Origin of the sequence: Nesterenkonia populi, assembly GCF_007994735.1 — a bacterium.
In the GTDB taxonomy this organism is placed as follows: Bacteria; Actinomycetota; Actinomycetes; order Actinomycetales; family Micrococcaceae; genus Nesterenkonia; species Nesterenkonia populi.
On the sequence record NZ_VOIL01000001.1, the window covers coordinates 1,981,540 to 1,997,369 of the forward strand.

At 65.3% G+C, this 15,830-nt stretch carries 22 protein-coding genes; 8 read left to right on the top strand and 14 right to left on the bottom strand.

Annotated elements, in window-relative coordinates; genetic code table 11:
- Nucleotides 1-15 precede the first annotated feature (15 nt).
- The 11 genes from FWJ47_RS09160 to FWJ47_RS09205 form a co-directional block, all read right to left on the bottom strand.
- Entirely contained in the window at nt 16-699 is a 684-nt protein-coding gene (locus FWJ47_RS09160) for a lambda exonuclease family protein (RefSeq protein ID WP_147107197.1), read from the bottom strand.
- The gene (locus tag FWJ47_RS09165) at nt 696-1,883 is read right to left on the bottom strand and encodes an AAA family ATPase (protein WP_147107200.1); all 1,188 of its coding nucleotides are present in this window, start codon (nt 1,881-1,883) and stop codon (nt 696-698) included. Before FWJ47_RS09165 ends, FWJ47_RS09160 begins: the two co-directional genes overlap by 4 nt.
- 551 nt (nt 1,884-2,434) lie before the next feature.
- Nucleotides 2,435-2,731 (bottom strand): hypothetical protein, encoded by a 297-nt coding sequence (locus FWJ47_RS09170; protein ID WP_147107203.1) that lies wholly within the window; start codon nt 2,729-2,731, stop codon nt 2,435-2,437.
- The gene (locus FWJ47_RS12155; protein ID WP_281289240.1) at nt 2,728-3,246 is read right to left on the bottom strand and encodes a pentapeptide repeat-containing protein; all 519 of its coding nucleotides are present in this window, start codon (nt 3,244-3,246) and stop codon (nt 2,728-2,730) included. Before FWJ47_RS12155 ends, FWJ47_RS09170 begins: the two co-directional genes overlap by 4 nt.
- Entirely contained in the window at nt 3,239-3,382 is a 144-nt protein-coding gene (locus tag FWJ47_RS12085) for a hypothetical protein (RefSeq protein ID WP_170228540.1), read from the bottom strand. The genes FWJ47_RS12155 and FWJ47_RS12085 overlap by 8 nt, the downstream gene beginning before the upstream one ends.
- On the bottom strand, nt 3,379-3,690 hold the full coding sequence (locus FWJ47_RS09180) for a hypothetical protein (protein WP_147107205.1): 312 nt from the start codon (nt 3,688-3,690) through the stop codon (nt 3,379-3,381). The genes FWJ47_RS12085 and FWJ47_RS09180 overlap by 4 nt, the downstream gene beginning before the upstream one ends.
- Entirely contained in the window at nt 3,687-3,947 is a 261-nt protein-coding gene (locus tag FWJ47_RS09185; RefSeq protein ID WP_147107208.1) for a hypothetical protein, read from the bottom strand. The genes FWJ47_RS09180 and FWJ47_RS09185 overlap by 4 nt, the downstream gene beginning before the upstream one ends.
- A 102-nt stretch (nt 3,948-4,049) precedes the next feature.
- Nucleotides 4,050-4,340, bottom strand: coding sequence for a hypothetical protein (locus FWJ47_RS09190; protein WP_147107211.1), 291 nt, complete (start codon nt 4,338-4,340; stop codon nt 4,050-4,052).
- The gene (locus FWJ47_RS09195) at nt 4,337-4,642 is read right to left on the bottom strand and encodes a hypothetical protein (RefSeq protein ID WP_147107214.1); all 306 of its coding nucleotides are present in this window, start codon (nt 4,640-4,642) and stop codon (nt 4,337-4,339) included. The genes FWJ47_RS09190 and FWJ47_RS09195 overlap by 4 nt, the downstream gene beginning before the upstream one ends.
- Nucleotides 4,639-5,163 (bottom strand): hypothetical protein, encoded by a 525-nt coding sequence (locus FWJ47_RS09200; RefSeq protein ID WP_147107217.1) that lies wholly within the window; start codon nt 5,161-5,163, stop codon nt 4,639-4,641. Before FWJ47_RS09200 ends, FWJ47_RS09195 begins: the two co-directional genes overlap by 4 nt.
- A complete protein-coding gene (locus FWJ47_RS09205) occupies nt 5,160-5,426 on the bottom strand; it encodes a helix-turn-helix transcriptional regulator (RefSeq protein WP_170228541.1) in 267 nt (88 codons plus the stop codon). Before FWJ47_RS09205 ends, FWJ47_RS09200 begins: the two co-directional genes overlap by 4 nt.
- A 236-nt stretch (nt 5,427-5,662) precedes the next feature.
- Here FWJ47_RS09205 and FWJ47_RS09210 point away from each other — a divergent pair, with 236 nt between their 5' ends.
- The 3 genes from FWJ47_RS09210 to FWJ47_RS09220 are packed head-to-tail and all read left to right on the top strand — an operon-like array spanning nt 5,663 to nt 7,061.
- Nucleotides 5,663-6,151, top strand: coding sequence for a helix-turn-helix domain-containing protein (locus FWJ47_RS09210; RefSeq protein WP_147107222.1), 489 nt, complete (start codon nt 5,663-5,665; stop codon nt 6,149-6,151).
- Nucleotides 6,152-6,174: 23 nt separating this feature from the next.
- A complete protein-coding gene (locus FWJ47_RS09215) occupies nt 6,175-6,630 on the top strand; it encodes a hypothetical protein (RefSeq protein WP_147107225.1) in 456 nt (151 codons plus the stop codon).
- 41 nt (nt 6,631-6,671) lie between these two features.
- Nucleotides 6,672-7,061 (top strand): ImmA/IrrE family metallo-endopeptidase, encoded by a 390-nt coding sequence (locus tag FWJ47_RS09220; protein WP_147107228.1) that lies wholly within the window; start codon nt 6,672-6,674, stop codon nt 7,059-7,061.
- Nucleotides 7,062-7,381: 320 nt separating this feature from the next.
- Here FWJ47_RS09220 and FWJ47_RS09225 read toward each other — a convergent pair whose 3' ends face one another.
- Nucleotides 7,382-7,588: a hypothetical protein gene (locus FWJ47_RS09225; RefSeq protein WP_147107231.1), complete on the bottom strand. Its 207-nt coding sequence runs from the start codon at nt 7,586-7,588 to the stop codon at nt 7,382-7,384.
- Between the two features lie 430 nt (nt 7,589-8,018).
- Between FWJ47_RS09225 and FWJ47_RS09230 the strand changes: the two genes are divergently transcribed.
- A complete protein-coding gene (locus FWJ47_RS09230) occupies nt 8,019-8,396 on the top strand; it encodes a SpoIIAA family protein (RefSeq protein ID WP_147107234.1) in 378 nt (125 codons plus the stop codon).
- Nucleotides 8,397-8,656: 260 nt separating this feature from the next.
- On the opposite strand, the gene FWJ47_RS09235 is transcribed toward FWJ47_RS09230, so the two are convergent.
- Complete coding sequence (locus FWJ47_RS09235) at nt 8,657-8,941, bottom strand: YrhK family protein (RefSeq protein ID WP_147107237.1); 285 nt, start codon at nt 8,939-8,941, stop codon at nt 8,657-8,659.
- Between the two features lie 188 nt (nt 8,942-9,129).
- Here FWJ47_RS09235 and FWJ47_RS09240 point away from each other — a divergent pair, with 188 nt between their 5' ends.
- A complete protein-coding gene (locus FWJ47_RS09240; RefSeq protein WP_147107240.1) occupies nt 9,130-10,134 on the top strand; it encodes an MDR family oxidoreductase in 1,005 nt (334 codons plus the stop codon).
- On the opposite strand, the gene FWJ47_RS09245 is transcribed toward FWJ47_RS09240, so the two are convergent.
- Nucleotides 10,124-10,975 (bottom strand): LysR family transcriptional regulator, encoded by an 852-nt coding sequence (locus tag FWJ47_RS09245; RefSeq protein WP_170228542.1) that lies wholly within the window; start codon nt 10,973-10,975, stop codon nt 10,124-10,126. The two genes, FWJ47_RS09240 and FWJ47_RS09245, sit on opposite strands and share 11 nt — an antisense overlap.
- A 69-nt stretch (nt 10,976-11,044) precedes the next feature.
- Between FWJ47_RS09245 and FWJ47_RS09250 the strand changes: the two genes are divergently transcribed.
- From FWJ47_RS09250 to pepN, 3 genes are all read left to right on the top strand, one after another.
- Nucleotides 11,045-11,953, top strand: a complete 909-nt coding sequence (locus FWJ47_RS09250) for an EamA family transporter (RefSeq protein ID WP_147107246.1) — start codon at nt 11,045-11,047, stop codon at nt 11,951-11,953.
- Between the two features lie 39 nt (nt 11,954-11,992).
- Nucleotides 11,993-12,985, top strand: coding sequence for an aldo/keto reductase (locus tag FWJ47_RS09255; RefSeq protein WP_147107249.1), 993 nt, complete (start codon nt 11,993-11,995; stop codon nt 12,983-12,985).
- A gap of 99 nt (nt 12,986-13,084) precedes the next feature.
- Entirely contained in the window at nt 13,085-15,796 is a 2,712-nt protein-coding gene (gene pepN / locus FWJ47_RS09260) for an aminopeptidase N (protein WP_147107252.1), read from the top strand.
- Nucleotides 15,797-15,830 lie beyond the last annotated feature (34 nt).

Sequence of the window (15,830 nt, forward strand, 5' to 3'; positions counted from 1 at the left end):
TGTAAGGTCAAGCATTTAGATCACGATGTCCCCTGCTAGATAGTCGATTCGTTCGGTGGTGGGCAGCCCGTCTACAGCCGCGTAGTAGGCACCGATCATCTGGGCGGCGTTGGCCTCGAAGGCACTGAGCGCGTCCCGGATTGCCTGGTGCCATGCGGGGTCCTGGTAGACGCGCTTGGTCCACAGCGGCATTCCGCCGTAGTAGGACACGAAGTCGATCCACTCCCGACCGGAGACCAGCAGGCCGCACTGCAGCTGTGCCATGTGCTCGGCTGGCACGGCGTTCTCGATGATGGTGTGGAGGTGCTTCTTGGCGCGCGGTGACTTGATTTCGATCAGGCCGTCATCGCCCACCAGTCCGTCTGGTGAATAGCCGATCCGTACGCCCTCCACATAGGTGCGGACCATGAAGCCTGTCTCCTCGACGGGCGCGTGGTGCTCGGCGTAGATGTCTCGGGCGTACGGTTCCGCGAGGATGCCGCACTCCATGTCTGCAGATGTGAAGGTGTCCTCCACGTGCCCAGTCAGGCGCTCTGCCGCCATCTTCCGGGTAAGCCCGCGGGCAGTCTCGTTGTTCGCAGGCTTCAATGTGCTGGCGGTGATGAGTTGACCAACTACGGATGCGGTCACGATGCCGCAGCGGGCCCGTAGCCATGCGTCGGATCCCTGTTCCAGGTCGTCATGGACAGTGAGTGTCATGCACGCACGCTCCCGTCCTCGAGGATGACCGCACCCTCGTCGGCGTCGCCCACGCGCTCGACCCACACCTGGAAGTCCTGGTCTGCGACCTGCTCACGTATCAGCGCCAGTGAGTCCTCATCCAGCAGCGACCCGTCGAGGATCCGCAGTACCCGCAGCTTGGGGTTCAGAGCGATGGCGATGGCCAGGCTGGCCCGGATCTGCTCAGCGCTGGACGCCTGGGAGAACGGCACGCCCTGGTAGGTGACCCCGTGCTCATCGAAAGCGAGCCCTTCGACCGGGAACTGGGCCTTGGCCAGGGCATCGGCCTTCTGTTTGTCCAGGGTCTCGATCTGCTGGGTGTACTCCTCGTACTGGCGGCGCAGCCGATCCTTCTGGGCTTTCCGAGCCTTCGCGTCATTGTTGGCGCGAATCGCGGCGTTCGTAGACTCGACTGATCTCAAGCGCTCTTTGAGCTCTGCGGTGTCAGTAAGTTCGACTGCGGCTTCTTTCTCGGCAGCCTGGAGTTCTGACCGCTTGTCTGCGATCAGCTTCTCCAGATTCAGTACCTCTTCAGCTAGGCGTTCTGCTGCATCATTGGCCTCTGTGATCCGGCGGTTGATTTCTTGGGCCTCCTGGATCTCAGCGATAATCTGAGACGCTGACTGTTCTTCGATCGGCAGTGACTCATTCACCTGGACCTCGCCGAGGGACTTACCGATGCGTCCTACTGAAGTGCGGTTTTCGTAGGCGGCCTGTCGCTCAGCGTCCAGCTCGTCCAGGTCCACGCCGAGCTCCACCAGGTCCAGGAGCGCGTCCCGCTGCTCTCGTGCAGAGAGCCGTGTGAAGGCCAGCGGGTCGAAGCTGAGCTGCCCCACCAGGGCGTCGAGCATCCCTTGGGGTGACTTGTAGGTGGCGCCCTCGGCGTTGGTGACGGTGAGCTGGGTGCCGGCCTTGGTCCATGACCGGGTGACGATCAGCTCCCCCATGTCGAGGGTGACGCTGGCTTTCTCTTCGCCGTCACGGATCGGCTGAGCGGTCTCCTTGCCGGCTTTGCCGCCGCCGAGGGCGAGCCAGATGGCGTCGAGCACGGAGGACTTGCCCTGTCCGTTCTTGCCGCCGATGACTTGGAGGTTGCCGTCAGGGGTGATTTCGACGGCCTTGAGGCGCTTCACATTAGAGGCGGTGAGCTGAATGATTTTCATGGGATCGGTTCCTTAAAGAGTTCGGGGTCGAGGGTGCCGACGATGAACGCGGTGACGGCGGTGAGGGCAGCGATGGCCTCGTAGCCCAGGGCGAGCAGTGCCAGGGCGACGACGGAGGCGATGGCGGCGAGGACCAGCCGGGGTTTGTGCTGTGTCAGGGGGGCTCCTTAGTACTCGGAGAGAAAAAGGCAGCGCTGGCACATCACCTGATCGGGTGGTGCTGCAGGTGGGAGGCGGTCACCGCAGCTGATGCAGTGGTCCCGGCTTGGGCGCAGGGATTCGAGCCAGCGGCGGATCACTGCTCGGCCTCTGGGCAGTCGCAGGCGTTGTCGTCGTAGAAGGTGTCGCAACCGGCGCAGTAGGCCACACCTAGAGTGCGGACGCTCATGCCGCCCACCCCCAGGCGATGACAAGTGCCACGGCGAGGCAGGCGATCAGCCACAGTCCGGCATGGCGACGACGGCGTGCAGCTTCGGCTTCTCTGCGGTGTTTCCGGGACAACATCCGCTCGTGATCGGAGAGGCGACGCTCTGGTTGCGGCCAGCGTGGTTTCATGAGCAGACCTCCTGGAGCTCGCCCTCAGCGTGGGCCTGACGCCGCTGGTCCTGGCACAGCTCTGCGCTGATGTCCCGGCACTCAGTGACCAGGGCCGCGGCCTCCTCGAGCAGCAAGGCTGATTCCTCGTAGGCCAGCTCGCGGTGCTTATGGATCGCGGACTTCACCTTGTCGTGAAGGCTGTTGAGCCGGTCCTCGACGTGAACATGGGCGGAGTCGCGCAGGGCAGTTTCCAGGGGCTCGCCGGCGTCGGCGGCCCAGTTGAGCAGGTTCTCAAGGGTCGGGGTTCTCATTTGTTCCACCTCCGAGCAAGACCCTCGATGACACTGGGTCGGTCTGCCATGTGCACGCGGCAGAGAGACACTGCGGCTTCCAGGTAGGGGCGTCGGCGAGTGATCTCATCACCCCGGGCTTCAGGCCAGTTGTCGTCTCTGACGATCAGCTCGGATAGCTCGTCCGGTGATCCTGACCAGCACCCGATGCGCATGTGCCATCCTTTGCTCGTCGGCACGAGGAGCAGGTTTCCTGATGGGAGGTTCTGGATTGCCAGGCCATTCCATCGGGCTCCCCACAGGTCGGCTTCCCGCAGGTCGGCTTCCCGCAGGTCGGCTCCCCACAGGTCGGCTCCCCGCAGGTTGGCTCCCCACAGGTTGGCTCCCCGCAGGTCGGCTCCCCGCAGGTCGGCTCCCCGCAGGTTGGCTCCCCACAGGTTGGCTCCCCGCAGGTCGGCTTCCCCTGCTGTTGGTCGCTTGCCCTCGGCGTGGGCGTTGCGCAAGGAATTGATCAGGTCAGTCTTAGCGTCAGTCATTGCTCTTCTCCTTTGCCGCAGGCACATGGCCTGGGCAGTAGGTTCGGTTCTGGTGGGCGCGGACTTGGGCGCGCGCCGTCGAGACGGGCAGGTAGATGTCGGCGTCGCAGGCGGCACAGTGGGCGAGGATGATCACGGCTCACCCCTCAGCCAGGCCAGCAGTGCGGCGTCCGAGTCAGAGATGCCCTCCGGGGCGGGTGCGGTGCGCTGGATGGTGCAGATCGCCCAGCCCTTGGGCCGTGGCGACAGCACCAGGGCCAGCCGCCACGCTTGGATCTTCCACTGGCCGGCACGCGCCTTCTGCCACTGGCCCTTGACGACGATGCCGGAGAAGACCTCCGAGGGGATCCCCATCTGCTCAGCCCGGGCCACCGCGTGATTCGTCGGGTAGAAGGCCTCGCCATCAACCTCGAAAGGGAGCTTGTCCAGCTTCGATGGGGTCACCGGGCATCCGCCCTGTTCGTCGCCTGCTCCCCTGTTGGGTCAGCGTGCTGCAGCACCCGCATGAGCTGGTCCGCGGTCAGCCGCAGCAAGGTGTTCAGGTTTCGGTCCGCCCAGTCACGCGGGAACCCGTACGCATCCTCGAGCAGATCCACCCGGGCTTTGCGGTCGGGCTGCTCTGCCAGGTGCTCGGCCAGGTCATGGGCGGTCTCTCGATCCCAGGTGATGTGGGCGCGGACATCTAAGGTCAGGGTGCTCATAGACAGACTTCTTCCTACTCACCGTCTCCCCTTGCGGGAGTCCGGGGCACCACCCGCGGGGTGCCTACTAGGTTCAGCGGGTCGGAGGGATGGAGGTGTTGGCTACGCGGCTTGCCGGCGGGCGGCCATCAGCTGCTTTCGGCGCCGATGGTCGAGCACTGTCGTCTGACTCACGGCGCGGGTGGCGCCGAAGTTGCGCACGTCCTCCTCGGGGATGCGCCAGTGCGCCCGTTCTGAGTCAGAGGACTTGGTGGCGCCGGGGAAGATGGCATCCTCCGGCCGGCCCTGTTCGCGTGCCTGCCTGGACTGCGCGCAGTAGAGCCGCACGGTGTCTTCGGTGTAGCCGATGCTTTCGGCGGTCTGCCGGACGGATAGCCAGTGGCCGAGCCTCATGTTCGCCTCCAGACTCTGAGTGCTCCGCCGTTGCGTGTGCGTCGTCGGGCGGCGGTGTACCCGACTGCGGTGATGACGCCGGCGCTGCGGGCGATAGAGAATGCGACACCGAACCAGTTGCCGTGCAGCGGTTCGCCTACGCGCTCGTGGATGTCGTCTGCGGTGAAGTCCTTGCCCGACCGGGCGAGGGTGTCGATGGCCTCAGCTGCGTTCGCCAGCCAGACCGCCTTCTCGTCATCCAGGGCCATCGGGCCAGTGAGTGCCACTCCCCCGGCCGGGACCATCTGATCAACTCGGGTCATGGGGCGTCCTCAATGGCACGGACGGTGGCGCAGGGGTAGTCCACTGAACCGGACTCACTGCTATTCCACTCGAACTCGTCCACCATTTCGGCAATGTGTTCGTCAGAGCATTCAAGGCATAACCTCGCTATTGGGGTATCCCCTCGCTCCTGGGCGGCCATAGCGTCCGTCACATGTTCGCCGGGATAGATACTCGTTGCCGTGTGCAGCTCTAGCACCGCCTGCTTGACCGCCAGCAGCTGCGCGTTCCGGGCGGGCAGCTCTGTGCGGGCGTGAGCGATGAGCTCGGCGTCTGCGCCAGACATGTCGGACAGTTCGCTTACGCGGTGCCCGTACTCTCTCTGCCACTCGGCGTCATCCCATTTGGTCTGCGACTTGGGGCCAATGAGGTGCATTGGAAACGGAGTGTCGTCAATGCCGAGTTCATAGTCTCCACACGAGTCGTATTCGACTGCCCACGGGCCGGGTGTGGCGGCGGCGCATATGGCCTGTGACTCTGCGATCTGCTGCTCGATCCTCATGCCGCCATCCTTCGGTTCTGCGCCTTACGATTTTCAGTACTGCTTGCAGTGTGCACAACCTTTGGCAAAAAAAGAGACCCGACAGGCGCATCCAACGCTTTCTCAATTGCCTTGGCGATGTCCGGCCCCACGCTCTTGCGGAAGCCGCTGCGCAGGTGGCCGATGGTGGACTTACTGACGTTCACGCGATCAGCGAGCCCTTGGACGCTATATCCGCGGTACTTCATGTACTGGCGGAAGGCGTCGGTGCTGATGAGTTCCACGATGAAAACTCCTCCTCTGGTGGTCGTTGCGACAGCCATTGCTTCCTCCTGTTGTGTAGACAGTACGTGAATATCTTGCGTGTTGCAAGCAAAACTGTAGACGGGATCGTCTACAAAAACAAGTACTCGTAGACGGCCTGTTTCTTAGGGGGTGAGCGGAATCTTGGATAACTTTGTAGACGCAACGGCTACACGCCGCCTTGCACCCCTTGCTCCCGTCGAATGAAGGTTTACCCATGGCACGTAGACAGACGCCCCCCGAGTGGCAGGCGCTACTCGACAAAGTGGGGATAGCGTCGCTGAATCGTCTTGCCGAGTTGGCGAATCTCTCGACCACCACAGTCACCCGGACGGTGCATCGAGACCACCAGCCCGGAGACGACACAGTTGCAGCCCTGGCAGCTGCTCTGCGTGTCCCGGAATCCGACATCTACAAGCTCACCCACGGGCGATCGCTGACCGTTAGAACCTGGGAGCCGCCACATGAGGTCTCGCGCCTCACTAAGCGTGAACAGGACGCCCTAACCGAGATGATCCGCTCCATGGCTGCTGGGCGCGAGGAGCGAGAGGAGCTGGTGGGAAGTGCAGACAGTACCGCCCCCATGAATCAGGCCGCAGGGAGTGCGGCTGAAGAGGACCAAGACGACTACGGCCTGGCCGCCTACGACGCCCAAGATGAGCAGTGGCGAGGGATCGGGCCGGACGATGACCCGCACACCACATGATCACTCACGCCTGAAGGGGAACAATGAAGCGCAAGTACACCGTGTGGCAGCTGGTGCTCTTCATTAGTATCTTGGTCATCGCAGCAGTAACAGTGGTCATCGTGACGGTGCGTCTCACAACTGAGGTCACTGCAGACGACACATATAGCGACGCTGAGGATCTGGCGTCATCACTGGACTCAGAGGGCTTCCTCTGTGAGCTGGATGGTGATACAAGGCCCATCGCTGACGGCTACGGCGACGAGCTCACCTGCCACACCGGCATGAACGTGGCTGTCTGGGATGAGGAGCTGCCCGACCACGCAGAGGATCCGACGATACTCATCGCTCTCGGCGGCCAGATGACCGGCGCGCACCACGTCCTGGGAGAGAACTGGGCCGTGACGATGGACCGCGAGTCACAGGCCGAGGCGATCCAGGACATCTTCGGCGGTGAGACCATTGGTCCGAACCGCGAGCTCATGGACCTCATCGACTAGGCATCTGTCCATGTCAGACCCCGGCTCTACGGTGGTGGGGTATGTCGCATCTGGAGAAGATCGCGGCCGACCTAGGCGTGGTCATCGTAGATGTCGATCACCTGCCCGGAGGCCGCTGGGGAGAATACCGGCACCACCGACGCGTTATCCGCGTCCTGGCCTGCCTGGCGCCACTGCAGTACCGCTGCACATTGGCGCACGAGATCGGCCACGCCTACTACGGGCACAGGCGCACCACGGAGCGCGCAGAGCTTGAGGCTGACGCGTGGGCGGCTAGACAGCTGATCCGCCCGGACTGCTGGAGAAACGCCACGGCGGCTTACGAGGACCTGCTGAGCGTCGCCGCGGAGCTGCAGGTGCTCCCCCGTATCGCGGCCGTCTATGCCGAGCACCTGGCACGGCACCCAGCGATGCAAGCGGCACGATTCTAGTCCCCCCACGTGGGGGGATATGGTTCCCCAAGACCTCGTAAGATCGCGGATTCTCGAAAGCAGATGCGCCGGTCCTCAATGGCCCCGCATCCCTTTAAACACGCGGATGTAGGCGCATTACTGCTCAGTAATAATTGATGGTTCGAGTCCCTCTCGGCGCACCCGACAGTGGTGTGATGACAGCGGAGACCGCATTTCGTGCCGCGGCTGCAACTGAACGAACGGTGATCCGCCTCCTCCGTTGAGGCTCCTCCGACATCGATTTCGGGCACACGAAAACTTGAACCTGTGCGCATGGGAGTTTGTGTGGGGTTCCACAGTTAATCGTGGTTGGGGTCGAGCTTCTTCTCGGAGTTCCAACCCACCAGGAACGTGATGGGAATCGCGACGACGAAGAACAATGTGACTCCAACGACCGCGGTAGTCTGTCCAGGCTCGACCAGTCCCACCTCTGTGAGCAGCCAGAACCCTCCGACGAATAGAAGGGCGATGACGGTGATGGTGACCCTAGCCGCCCACCCGGCCATAATGCGCGCCGTCAATGTCTTCCCTGATGGTCGTCCTACGATAGAAAAACCTCCCAAAAGCACCTGCCTATCAACGCTCGGAGCCCGAGCAGCAGGTGCGCGAACGTACCTGGTCTCACCCAGTACCAGCCTGCGATTCTGGCTTGCCAGGGTGTTTTCACCCTAACAATGGGCATCGCCACCGCGATTAACAGGCGACTGAGGATCCAGCTCGTGTGTCACCCGAACCATGCGTACTACGGGCAGAGGTCCATCACGAAGCGCACAAAGCATGAAGCGGGTATAGGGGTCATGACGCCTGATTCGTCCGGACTGCTGGCGAGACGCCGCGGCCTACGAGGACCTGGCACACGTGGGGGTATTCGCTTCTCGCCACTGTGACTTACGGTGGTGGGGAGAAGGTGACACGCCCATCTGGGAAAGGTCAGACATGATCGAGGTACTTTCAACAACTGATGGCCTGGTTTCGATCCGGGCCCGCGGCAAAGTCGAAAAGCAGGAATGGCAGCAGGTTACGAAGACCGTCGAAGAGGCACTGTCCCAGCACGAGCAGGTCTCTCTGTATGCCAACCTCTCCGAATTGGAAAGCATGAGCGCTGGGGCAATCATCGAAGACCTGAGAACCTCACTGAAGAATCTCACCACCATGGATCAGGTGGGCCGCCTGGCAGTGGTCACCGACTCTGCGTGGGTGGATACGATGATCAAGGCAAGCGAAAAGATCTTCCCCGACCTGGACGCACAGGTATTCAGCCAGGACCAGGATGCCGAAGCGCGTCAGTGGGTGGAACCCTCAGCGACCCCGTGAATTGAGGGATGCAGCAGCGCACCCGTTATAGGGCGCACTTCTGTCGCAATGACTGGAACGCGCACAACTCTTGAGGCACACGAAAGAGCCCCGCCGGGGGCGTCCCGGCAGGGCGTCGTTTCGTTCTCGCAGCTCCAGGCATCATCCCAGGTGCAGCCTCCAGTGTGACGCGGTCACTGCGAGTCACGTAACGTGACGTGCATCACAATATGCTGTGGGAGAGCGTACGTCAACCCTCGCCGGCGTTCGTTCAGCCAGGATCAGAAGTCGTGCGATGCCTCTGACTGAGGTCTGCCGAGTCGGGTGATGTGGACACGTCTGGCAAGTCGGATCACCGGGCGGATAAGCAGTTGGACACTCCCTAGGAGGAAGAGCCAGGTGCCTGCTGTGGCAGTACTGTCGCTGAAGAACAGGATGCTGCCGATGATGAACCAGACCGCAATGAGGATGTCATTGATGATGCTGGCGACTTCGTAGCGCTGCCTGATGGTGAGCTCTTCATGCCCGATGTGAAGCGTGAGATCTTTGTCTTTGGGTTCGCCCATGGCAGCAACAGTAGCCGCGCTTGATGCACCGCCACAGCCCCTGCACGTACCTCACAGTCCGCCCGGACCCCTCTCAGGGAGTTCTTGGAGAGCCTCATCCGCTGTGGCTGGAAACGATGGCTCACTCTCGAGTATCCCAGAATGTCCAGCCATTCCCCTGGGGTTCCGCAATCACTACAGTGAGGTCTATGAGCTTTCGTGGCGCAGTGATTGAGCAGGAGACCGAGAAGGGGAAGATCCTTCAGCACAGTGCGGGAATCCGGGATCTGGAGGACGAGTTCCTCGCCGACAATCCGGTGACCCTGGATGTGAGCCACTCCGGGATCAACTACAAGGATGGGCTCGCGCTCTCCGGCAAGCCCGGCGTCGTCCGCGCCTCTCCTCTCATTCCGGGGATCGACGTCGTCGGCACTGTTTCCTCTTCAGAGAACGACCGCTGGGCGCCCGGGGACACGGTGATCCTCACCGGATCAGGGCTTGGGGAGACCGAGCACGGTGGGCTCGCCGAGCGCGCCCGGGTCCCTGCCGAGAATCTCGTCCGTGTGCCCGAGAGCCTCGGGGCCGAGCGTGCCGCAGCCATCGGCACTGCCGGACTGACTGCCATGCTCTGCGTGCTCGCCCTCGAAGACGGCGGCATCACGCCAGAATCCGGGGACATCGTCGTCACGGGTGCCGCAGGCGGGGTCGGCTCCGTCGCCATCGCCATCCTCAACCAGCTCGGCTACCGGGTGACCGCCGTCAGCGGACGGGTCGACCAGCAGGGCGACTACCTACGGCACCTCGGGGCATCCGACATCATCCATCGGGATGAGTTCGCCGAGGCCGGCAAACCGCTGCAGAAGGTCCGGTGGGCGGGCGCTGTGGACAGTGTCGGCTCCGCTCCCCTGGCCAACGTCATCGCCCAGACCTCCGAAGAGGGCGTCGTCGCAGCCTGCGGGCTCGCCGCCGGCACGGACCTCCCCAGCAGCGTCATGCCGTTCATCCTCCGCGGGGTCACCCTCCGGGGCATCAACTCCGTCACCCAGCCCGCCTCCGTCCGTGAACGGGCCTGGGAGCGCCTCGCGGCAGACCTGCCGATTGAGCTGCTCGACGAGCTGACGGAAATCATCACCCTCGACGAGGTCTTCGTCCAGGCCGAGAAGATCCTCGCCGGTCACGTGAGGGGCCGTACCGTGGTCCGCCTCAGCGAGTGAACAGCCCGCCCAGCAGGTCCGCCAGCTCCCCCACCAAGGCGCTTGCGCCCCGCGCCGGCCAGAGCAGCGAGACATCCGAACAGGGCTCTCCCTCCACGGGAAGGTAGCGCAGGCCCTCCGGGCGGTGCTGCTGAGCGGTGGCCGTCGTCGTGACACCGATCCCGCGGCCGCCGGCGACCGCGTCCAGCCACGAGTCCGTGGAGTCCACCGTGAGAGCCGGCGGCGGCGCCGCATGCTCGCCCCACGCCCGCGCGATCGGCACATCGGAGACGGAGCTCACCACCAGCGGACGGCCTGCGAACTCCTCCTGACGGACGCTCTCCCGGTCAGCCCACACGTCATCGTCCGCGACCGCCACCACCAGGGGCTCACGGCCCAGCTCCCGGAGGGAGAAGCGAGAGCCCTCCGGCACCGAGCGGACCACGGCGGCGTCGACCAGCCCCTCCCCCAGCCCCGCAGTCGGCGCCCGACCGTGCAGCAGCACCAGATCAGTGCCGGGGTGCTCCCGCCGCCACAGGCGCTGAAGCTGAGCAGTGTGCCGTCCAGCCACCGTGGACACGTATCCCAGGCGGAGCTGCACCGCGCCCCGAGCGGTCTGCTCGGTGGCCGCAGCGAGCTGCAGCAGACTGCGGACCTGGGGCAGCACCCTTCGGCCCTCCTCGGTCAGCACCGCCTGGCGGGGCAGCCTCCGGACCAGCTGCACCTGCCACGCCGCCTCAAGGGACCGCAGCCTCCGCGAAGCCTGGGCCTGAGAGATGCCAAGCACGATCGCTGCGTCCGTCAGCGTGCCCTCATCCGCAATAGCGGCGAGACACTGCGCATGTCGCAGATCCCATTCCATACGTTCAGCGTATAGGGCGTACCCTCCATACATTTTGTGCAAGCAGACTCAGGGCCCAACAATCCTCGTATGACCAGCAGACTCGAAGGGCATCCCGCCCGCGGCTTCGCTCTGATCGGGACAAGCGCGGCCAGCACGCAGGCCGGTGCAGCCATCGGCTCTCTGGCCTTCCCCACGCTGACCCCACTGGGAGTCGTTGCGGCCCGCCAGGTAGTCGCTGCGCTGGTCCTGAACACCGTGGCGCGGCCGCGGCTGCACCGGCTGACCCGGACCCAGTGGTGGCCCATCGCCCTGCTGGCGCTCTTCTTCGCCGGAATGAACACCGCGCTCTACACGGCCGTAGATCGGATCGGACTGGGCATGGCGGTGACCATCGAGTTCCTCGGGCCGCTCGCGGTGGCCCTTGGCGCCTCCCGCAAGGCCCGCGACGTCGGCTGCGCGGCCATCGCCCTGCTCGGAGTCATCCTGCTGACCCGCCCGAATCCCACCAGCGACTTCCTGGGCCTGGGGATCGCCCTGTTCGCCGCGGTCTGCTGGGCCGGATACATCCTCACGAACCGGGTGGTGGGCCAGCGGGTGCCAGGACTGACCGGAACCGCCGCGGCGACCATCCTCTCCTCCATCATGACGGTGCCTTTCGCCATCGGAATCGTCATCAGTGTGCAGCCGCCGGTGGAGGCCTACCTTTTCGCGGCGGCTGCCGGGCTGCTGAGCACTGCGGTCCCCTACTCCCTGGACCTCATCGTGCTGCGGCACATCAGTCCGCTGGTGTTCGGGCTGGGAATGTCGCTGAACCCGCTGTTCGCCGCGCTGATCGGGGCGGCCTTCCTCGCGGAGGACCTGCCGCTGATCGCCTGGGCCGGGATCAGCCTGGTGGTGGCCGCCAATGCGCTGATCATGCTGAGCATGCACCCGCCCCGCCTGCTGCGTCGTCGTCGCCCTATGGACCTGCAGGAGGGCGGCAGCACCCTGCGCTGACCTGCCCCGAGCACGACGGACGGGTGTAGCCTCCTGAGCATGGATACACGCACCCTCGGACGGACCGGACGCAGCGTCTCTGCGATCGCATTGGGCACCTGGCAGATCGGCGGAGACTGGGGCGATGTGACCGACGCCGCCGCGCTGGCCGTGCTCGACGCCGCCGCGGAGTCCGGCGTCACGTTCTTCGACACCGCTGACGTGTACGGGGACGGCCGCAGCGAGCAGCGCATCGGCCAGTGGCTGGAGGCGAACCCGGACTGGGGCGGCACCGTGGCCACCAAGATGATCCGCCGGGCCCCGGAGCCCACCCTCGAGCACGCCGTCCTGGAGAACTTCCGGGCCTGGACCGACCGCTCCCGCCGGAACCTCGGCGTGGACACTCTGGACCTGGTTCAGCTGCACTGCCCCACCGACGACGGCGTGTTCTCCAGCGACGCGGTCTACGACGCTCTCGACACCCTGGTGGAGGAGGGCGCGATCGCCTCCTACGGGGTCAGCGTGGAGACCGTGGATCAGGCCCTCACGGCCATCGAACGCCCAAACCTCGCCACAGTGCAGATCATCCTCAACGCTTTCCGGCAGAAGCCTCTGGAGAAGGTGCTCCCTGCCGCGAAGGACGCCGGGGTGGGGATCATTGCGCGGGTGCCGCTGGCCTCCGGGCTCCTCGCAGGCCGATACAGCAAGGACACCACCTTCGCCGCCGACGATCACAGGAGCTTCAACCGGAAGGGCGAGGCCTTCGACGTCGGCGAGACCTTCGCCGGGGTGAACTTCGAGACGGGTGTGGAGGCCGCCCGGGAGTTCACCGAGCTCGCCCGTGATACCGGATGGCGTCCGACGACGGCAGCCCTGGGCTGGGTCGCCCAGCAGCCCGGGGTCTCCACGGTGATCCCGGGCGCCCGCAGCGCCGCCCAAGCACAGATCAACGCCGAGGCCGGCTGGATGAACGCGCTGCCGGAGAGCTTCTTCGAGGCCGTGGCGGAGCTGTACGAGCGCCGCATCAAGCCGCAGGTCCACCACCGCTGGTAGGCCGCCGATGGCAGAGCCTGGGCCCCGCAGCCGCAAACTGTACGACTCGTACGGGCAGGTTGGCGGCGGTCGCCGCGCCGTCGTGCTTGAATGGCATGCATGACGCAGACCCCGGAAACCCCAGGTGAGACCACTGCCGAGCGGACCAGCGCCCAGCTGGACGACGACAATCTGACCCGCCAGGAGGCCGCCGAGCGCACCGCCGCGGTGAACGTCCAGTCGGTCACTGCGCACTTGGATCTCTCCGAGGTGGAGCGGCCCGGGGCCACCACCTTCCCCGTGCGAGCCGCCCTGCAGGTCACCTATGACCCGCAGGCGAGCGAGCAGACTCCGTTCCTCGACTACCTCGGCGCCTCTGTGGAGGGCCTGAGCATCAACGGCGAGGAGCGCGACGTCGCCTCCGCCGCGGGCGGCGCGAGAATCCTGCTGGAGGGACTCACCGCCGGGGAGAACACCATCGAGGTCCGCGGCACCTCCCGCTACTCCCGCTCCGGCGAGGGACTGCACCGGTACGAAGATCCCGACGGCAGCGTCTACCTGTACAGCCAGTGCGAGTCCGCCGACGCTCGGCGGATCATCCCGGTGTTCGACCAGCCGAGCCTGAAGGCCCGGTTCGGCTTCACCGTGACGGGCCCGGAGAGCTGGCTGCTGCGCTCCAACTCGCCTGAGACAGGCCGCGAGCCCGCCGGCGAAGGCCTGGCCGCCGTGACCTTCGCCGAGACCGCTGTGATGTCCAGCTACCTCATCGCGTTCGTCGCCGGGCCGTACCACGAGGTCACCCAGCAGTGGACCCACCCTGAGCGGGACCTTACCCTTGAGCTCACCCTGCTGGTCCGGAAGGCGATGGCAGAGCATCTTGACGCCGAGAACCTCTTCACCATCACCAAGCAGGGCCTGGACTTCTTCCACACCGAGTTCGGCTACCCCTACCCCTGGGGCGGGGCCGAGCCCGCTGAGGACGGCAGCGCCGTCGGCAAATACGAGCAGGTCTTCGTGCCCGAGTACAACGCCGGGGCCATGGAGAACCCAGGACTGGTGGTGTTCACCGAGCGGCTGATCTTCGACACTGCCGCCACTGAGGCCCAGCACGAGCTTCGTGCCAACGTGATCATGCACGAGATGGCGCACATGTGGTTCGGCGACCTGGTCACCATGCACTGGTGGGACGACCTGTGGCTCAAGGAGTCCTTCGCCGACTACATGGGCTCCCTCGCCGTGGACGAGGCCACCGACTTCGAGACCGCCTGGGTCGCCTTCGCCAACGGTCGCAAAGCCTGGGCGTACGTCCAGGACCAGCTGCCCACCACCCACCCGATCGTCGCGGACATCCCCGACCTGCAGGCCGCGCACCAGAACTTCGACGGGATCACCTACGCCAAGGGGGCCAGCGTGCTCAAGCAGCTGGCCGCCTACGCCGGGCGCGACGCGTTCCGGCAGGCCGCGCAGCGGTACTTCGCCCGCCACGCCTTCGGCAACACCGGGCTGAACGATTTCCTGAGCGTGCTTGAGGAGACCACCGGCAAGGACATGCACGCCTGGTCCGAGGCCTGGCTGCAGACCGCCGGGATCCCAGTGCTGGAGGTGGAGGTCGCTGAGGACGCTGTGAACATCCGGCAGACCGGCATCGACCCGACCACCGGCGGTCAGATCGCCCGCCCCCACGTGGTGGAGGTCGGCCTGTATGTCCTCGACGACGAGGGACGGCTCAGCCTGCACTCCTCCGCCCCGCTGGAGCTGACCGCTGACGCAGAGGGTGGGCTCACCCCAGTGCCCGGCCTGGTGGTGCCTGAGGGCCAGCCGCGCCTGATCCTGCCCAATGAGCAGGACCTCACCTACGCGAAGCTCAGCCTCGATCCCGAATCTGTGGCGGCGGCGCTGACCCTCCCGCTGAACGACCCCCTGGCCCGTGCCACCGTCTGGGCCTCCATGTGGTCCATGGTCCGCGACGGCGAACTCCCTGCACCGGAGTTCATCAAGGCCGTGTCCGAGCTCGGCCTGCAGATTCCCGAGGCGGCCGTGGTCTCCACTCTGCTGCGACAGGCCGACGCCGCCGCTCAGCGGTACACTCCGGCCGCCCACCAGCACGACGTCGAGACCCGCTTCGCCGCCCGACTGGCCGAGGCCCTCTCCCAGGAGAACGGAGGAGACGCTCAGCTGGCCGCGGCCCGCACTTTGGCCTCCCTGTCACTGCGGCACGCCTCCCAGCTGGACCTGCTCGCCGGACTGCTGGACGGCAGCGCCGTCGACTTCGGGATCAGCGGGCTGGAGGTGGACGAGCAGCTGCGCTGGGCGTTCCTGCAGGCCTTGGCGGCGCACGGCCGCGTGGAGAAGGATCAGCTGGACGCCGAGCTGGAGGCCAAGAAGACCACCCGCGGGGCGATCGCTCACCGGATGGCCCTGGCAGCCCGGCCTGGCCAGAAGATCAAGGACGCCGGCCTGCAGCAGGCGCTTACAGGCCAGGACGAGGACGGCCAGGAGCTCTCCAACGATCACCTCTCAGCGGTCATCGATGGCTTCACCGCGGACCCCCAGGGCCTCACCTCTGGCTACGAGTCCGATTATTTCGAGGCGCTGAACGGGGTGTGGAGCTCCATGACCCTGGGCAACGCCGGGCGCGTGGTGCGAGGGCTGTTCCCGTCAGTGGAGCACTTGGAGCCGGGCCAAGCTCCTGCTGAGCACCCGGCCGTCTCCCGCACTGCAGCTTGGCTGGAGGAGAACGCGGAGGCTCCGCGGGCGCTGCGCCGACTGATCCTCGAGGAGCAGGACTCCCTGCTGCGCAGTCTGCGCGCTCAGGCGAACGTGGGCTCCTGACCCTGAGAAGCCCCGTGCACGCCGTTCATGTGCG

What these genes read in the sequence shown, in the direction of transcription:
- FWJ47_RS09160 (WP_147107197.1), bottom strand. Translation starts at nt 699, where the DNA reads ATGACACTCACTGTCCATGACGACCTGGAACAGGGATCCGACGCATGG.
- FWJ47_RS09165 (WP_147107200.1), bottom strand. Translation starts at nt 1,883, where the DNA reads ATGAAAATCATTCAGCTCACCGCCTCTAATGTGAAGCGCCTCAAGGCC.
- FWJ47_RS09170 (WP_147107203.1), bottom strand. Translation starts at nt 2,731, where the DNA reads ATGAGAACCCCGACCCTTGAGAACCTGCTCAACTGGGCCGCCGACGCC.
- FWJ47_RS12155 (WP_281289240.1), bottom strand. Translation starts at nt 3,246, where the DNA reads ATGACTGACGCTAAGACTGACCTGATCAATTCCTTGCGCAACGCCCAC.
- FWJ47_RS09185 (WP_147107208.1), bottom strand. Translation starts at nt 3,947, where the DNA reads ATGAGCACCCTGACCTTAGATGTCCGCGCCCACATCACCTGGGATCGA.
- FWJ47_RS09190 (WP_147107211.1), bottom strand. Translation starts at nt 4,340, where the DNA reads ATGAGGCTCGGCCACTGGCTATCCGTCCGGCAGACCGCCGAAAGCATC.
- FWJ47_RS09195 (WP_147107214.1), bottom strand. Translation starts at nt 4,642, where the DNA reads ATGACCCGAGTTGATCAGATGGTCCCGGCCGGGGGAGTGGCACTCACT.
- FWJ47_RS09200 (WP_147107217.1), bottom strand. Translation starts at nt 5,163, where the DNA reads ATGAGGATCGAGCAGCAGATCGCAGAGTCACAGGCCATATGCGCCGCC.
- FWJ47_RS09210 (WP_147107222.1), top strand. Translation starts at nt 5,663, where the DNA reads ATGGCACGTAGACAGACGCCCCCCGAGTGGCAGGCGCTACTCGACAAA.
- FWJ47_RS09215 (WP_147107225.1), top strand. Translation starts at nt 6,175, where the DNA reads ATGAAGCGCAAGTACACCGTGTGGCAGCTGGTGCTCTTCATTAGTATC.
- FWJ47_RS09220 (WP_147107228.1), top strand. Translation starts at nt 6,672, where the DNA reads ATGTCGCATCTGGAGAAGATCGCGGCCGACCTAGGCGTGGTCATCGTA.
- FWJ47_RS09225 (WP_147107231.1), bottom strand. Translation starts at nt 7,588, where the DNA reads ATGGCCGGGTGGGCGGCTAGGGTCACCATCACCGTCATCGCCCTTCTA.
- FWJ47_RS09230 (WP_147107234.1), top strand. Translation starts at nt 8,019, where the DNA reads ATGATCGAGGTACTTTCAACAACTGATGGCCTGGTTTCGATCCGGGCC.
- FWJ47_RS09235 (WP_147107237.1), bottom strand. Translation starts at nt 8,941, where the DNA reads ATGGGCGAACCCAAAGACAAAGATCTCACGCTTCACATCGGGCATGAA.
- FWJ47_RS09240 (WP_147107240.1), top strand. Translation starts at nt 9,130, where the DNA reads ATGAGCTTTCGTGGCGCAGTGATTGAGCAGGAGACCGAGAAGGGGAAG.
- FWJ47_RS09245 (WP_170228542.1), bottom strand. Translation starts at nt 10,975, where the DNA reads ATGGAATGGGATCTGCGACATGCGCAGTGTCTCGCCGCTATTGCGGAT.
- FWJ47_RS09250 (WP_147107246.1), top strand. Translation starts at nt 11,045, where the DNA reads ATGACCAGCAGACTCGAAGGGCATCCCGCCCGCGGCTTCGCTCTGATC.
- FWJ47_RS09255 (WP_147107249.1), top strand. Translation starts at nt 11,993, where the DNA reads ATGGATACACGCACCCTCGGACGGACCGGACGCAGCGTCTCTGCGATC.
- pepN (WP_147107252.1), top strand. Translation starts at nt 13,085, where the DNA reads ATGACGCAGACCCCGGAAACCCCAGGTGAGACCACTGCCGAGCGGACC.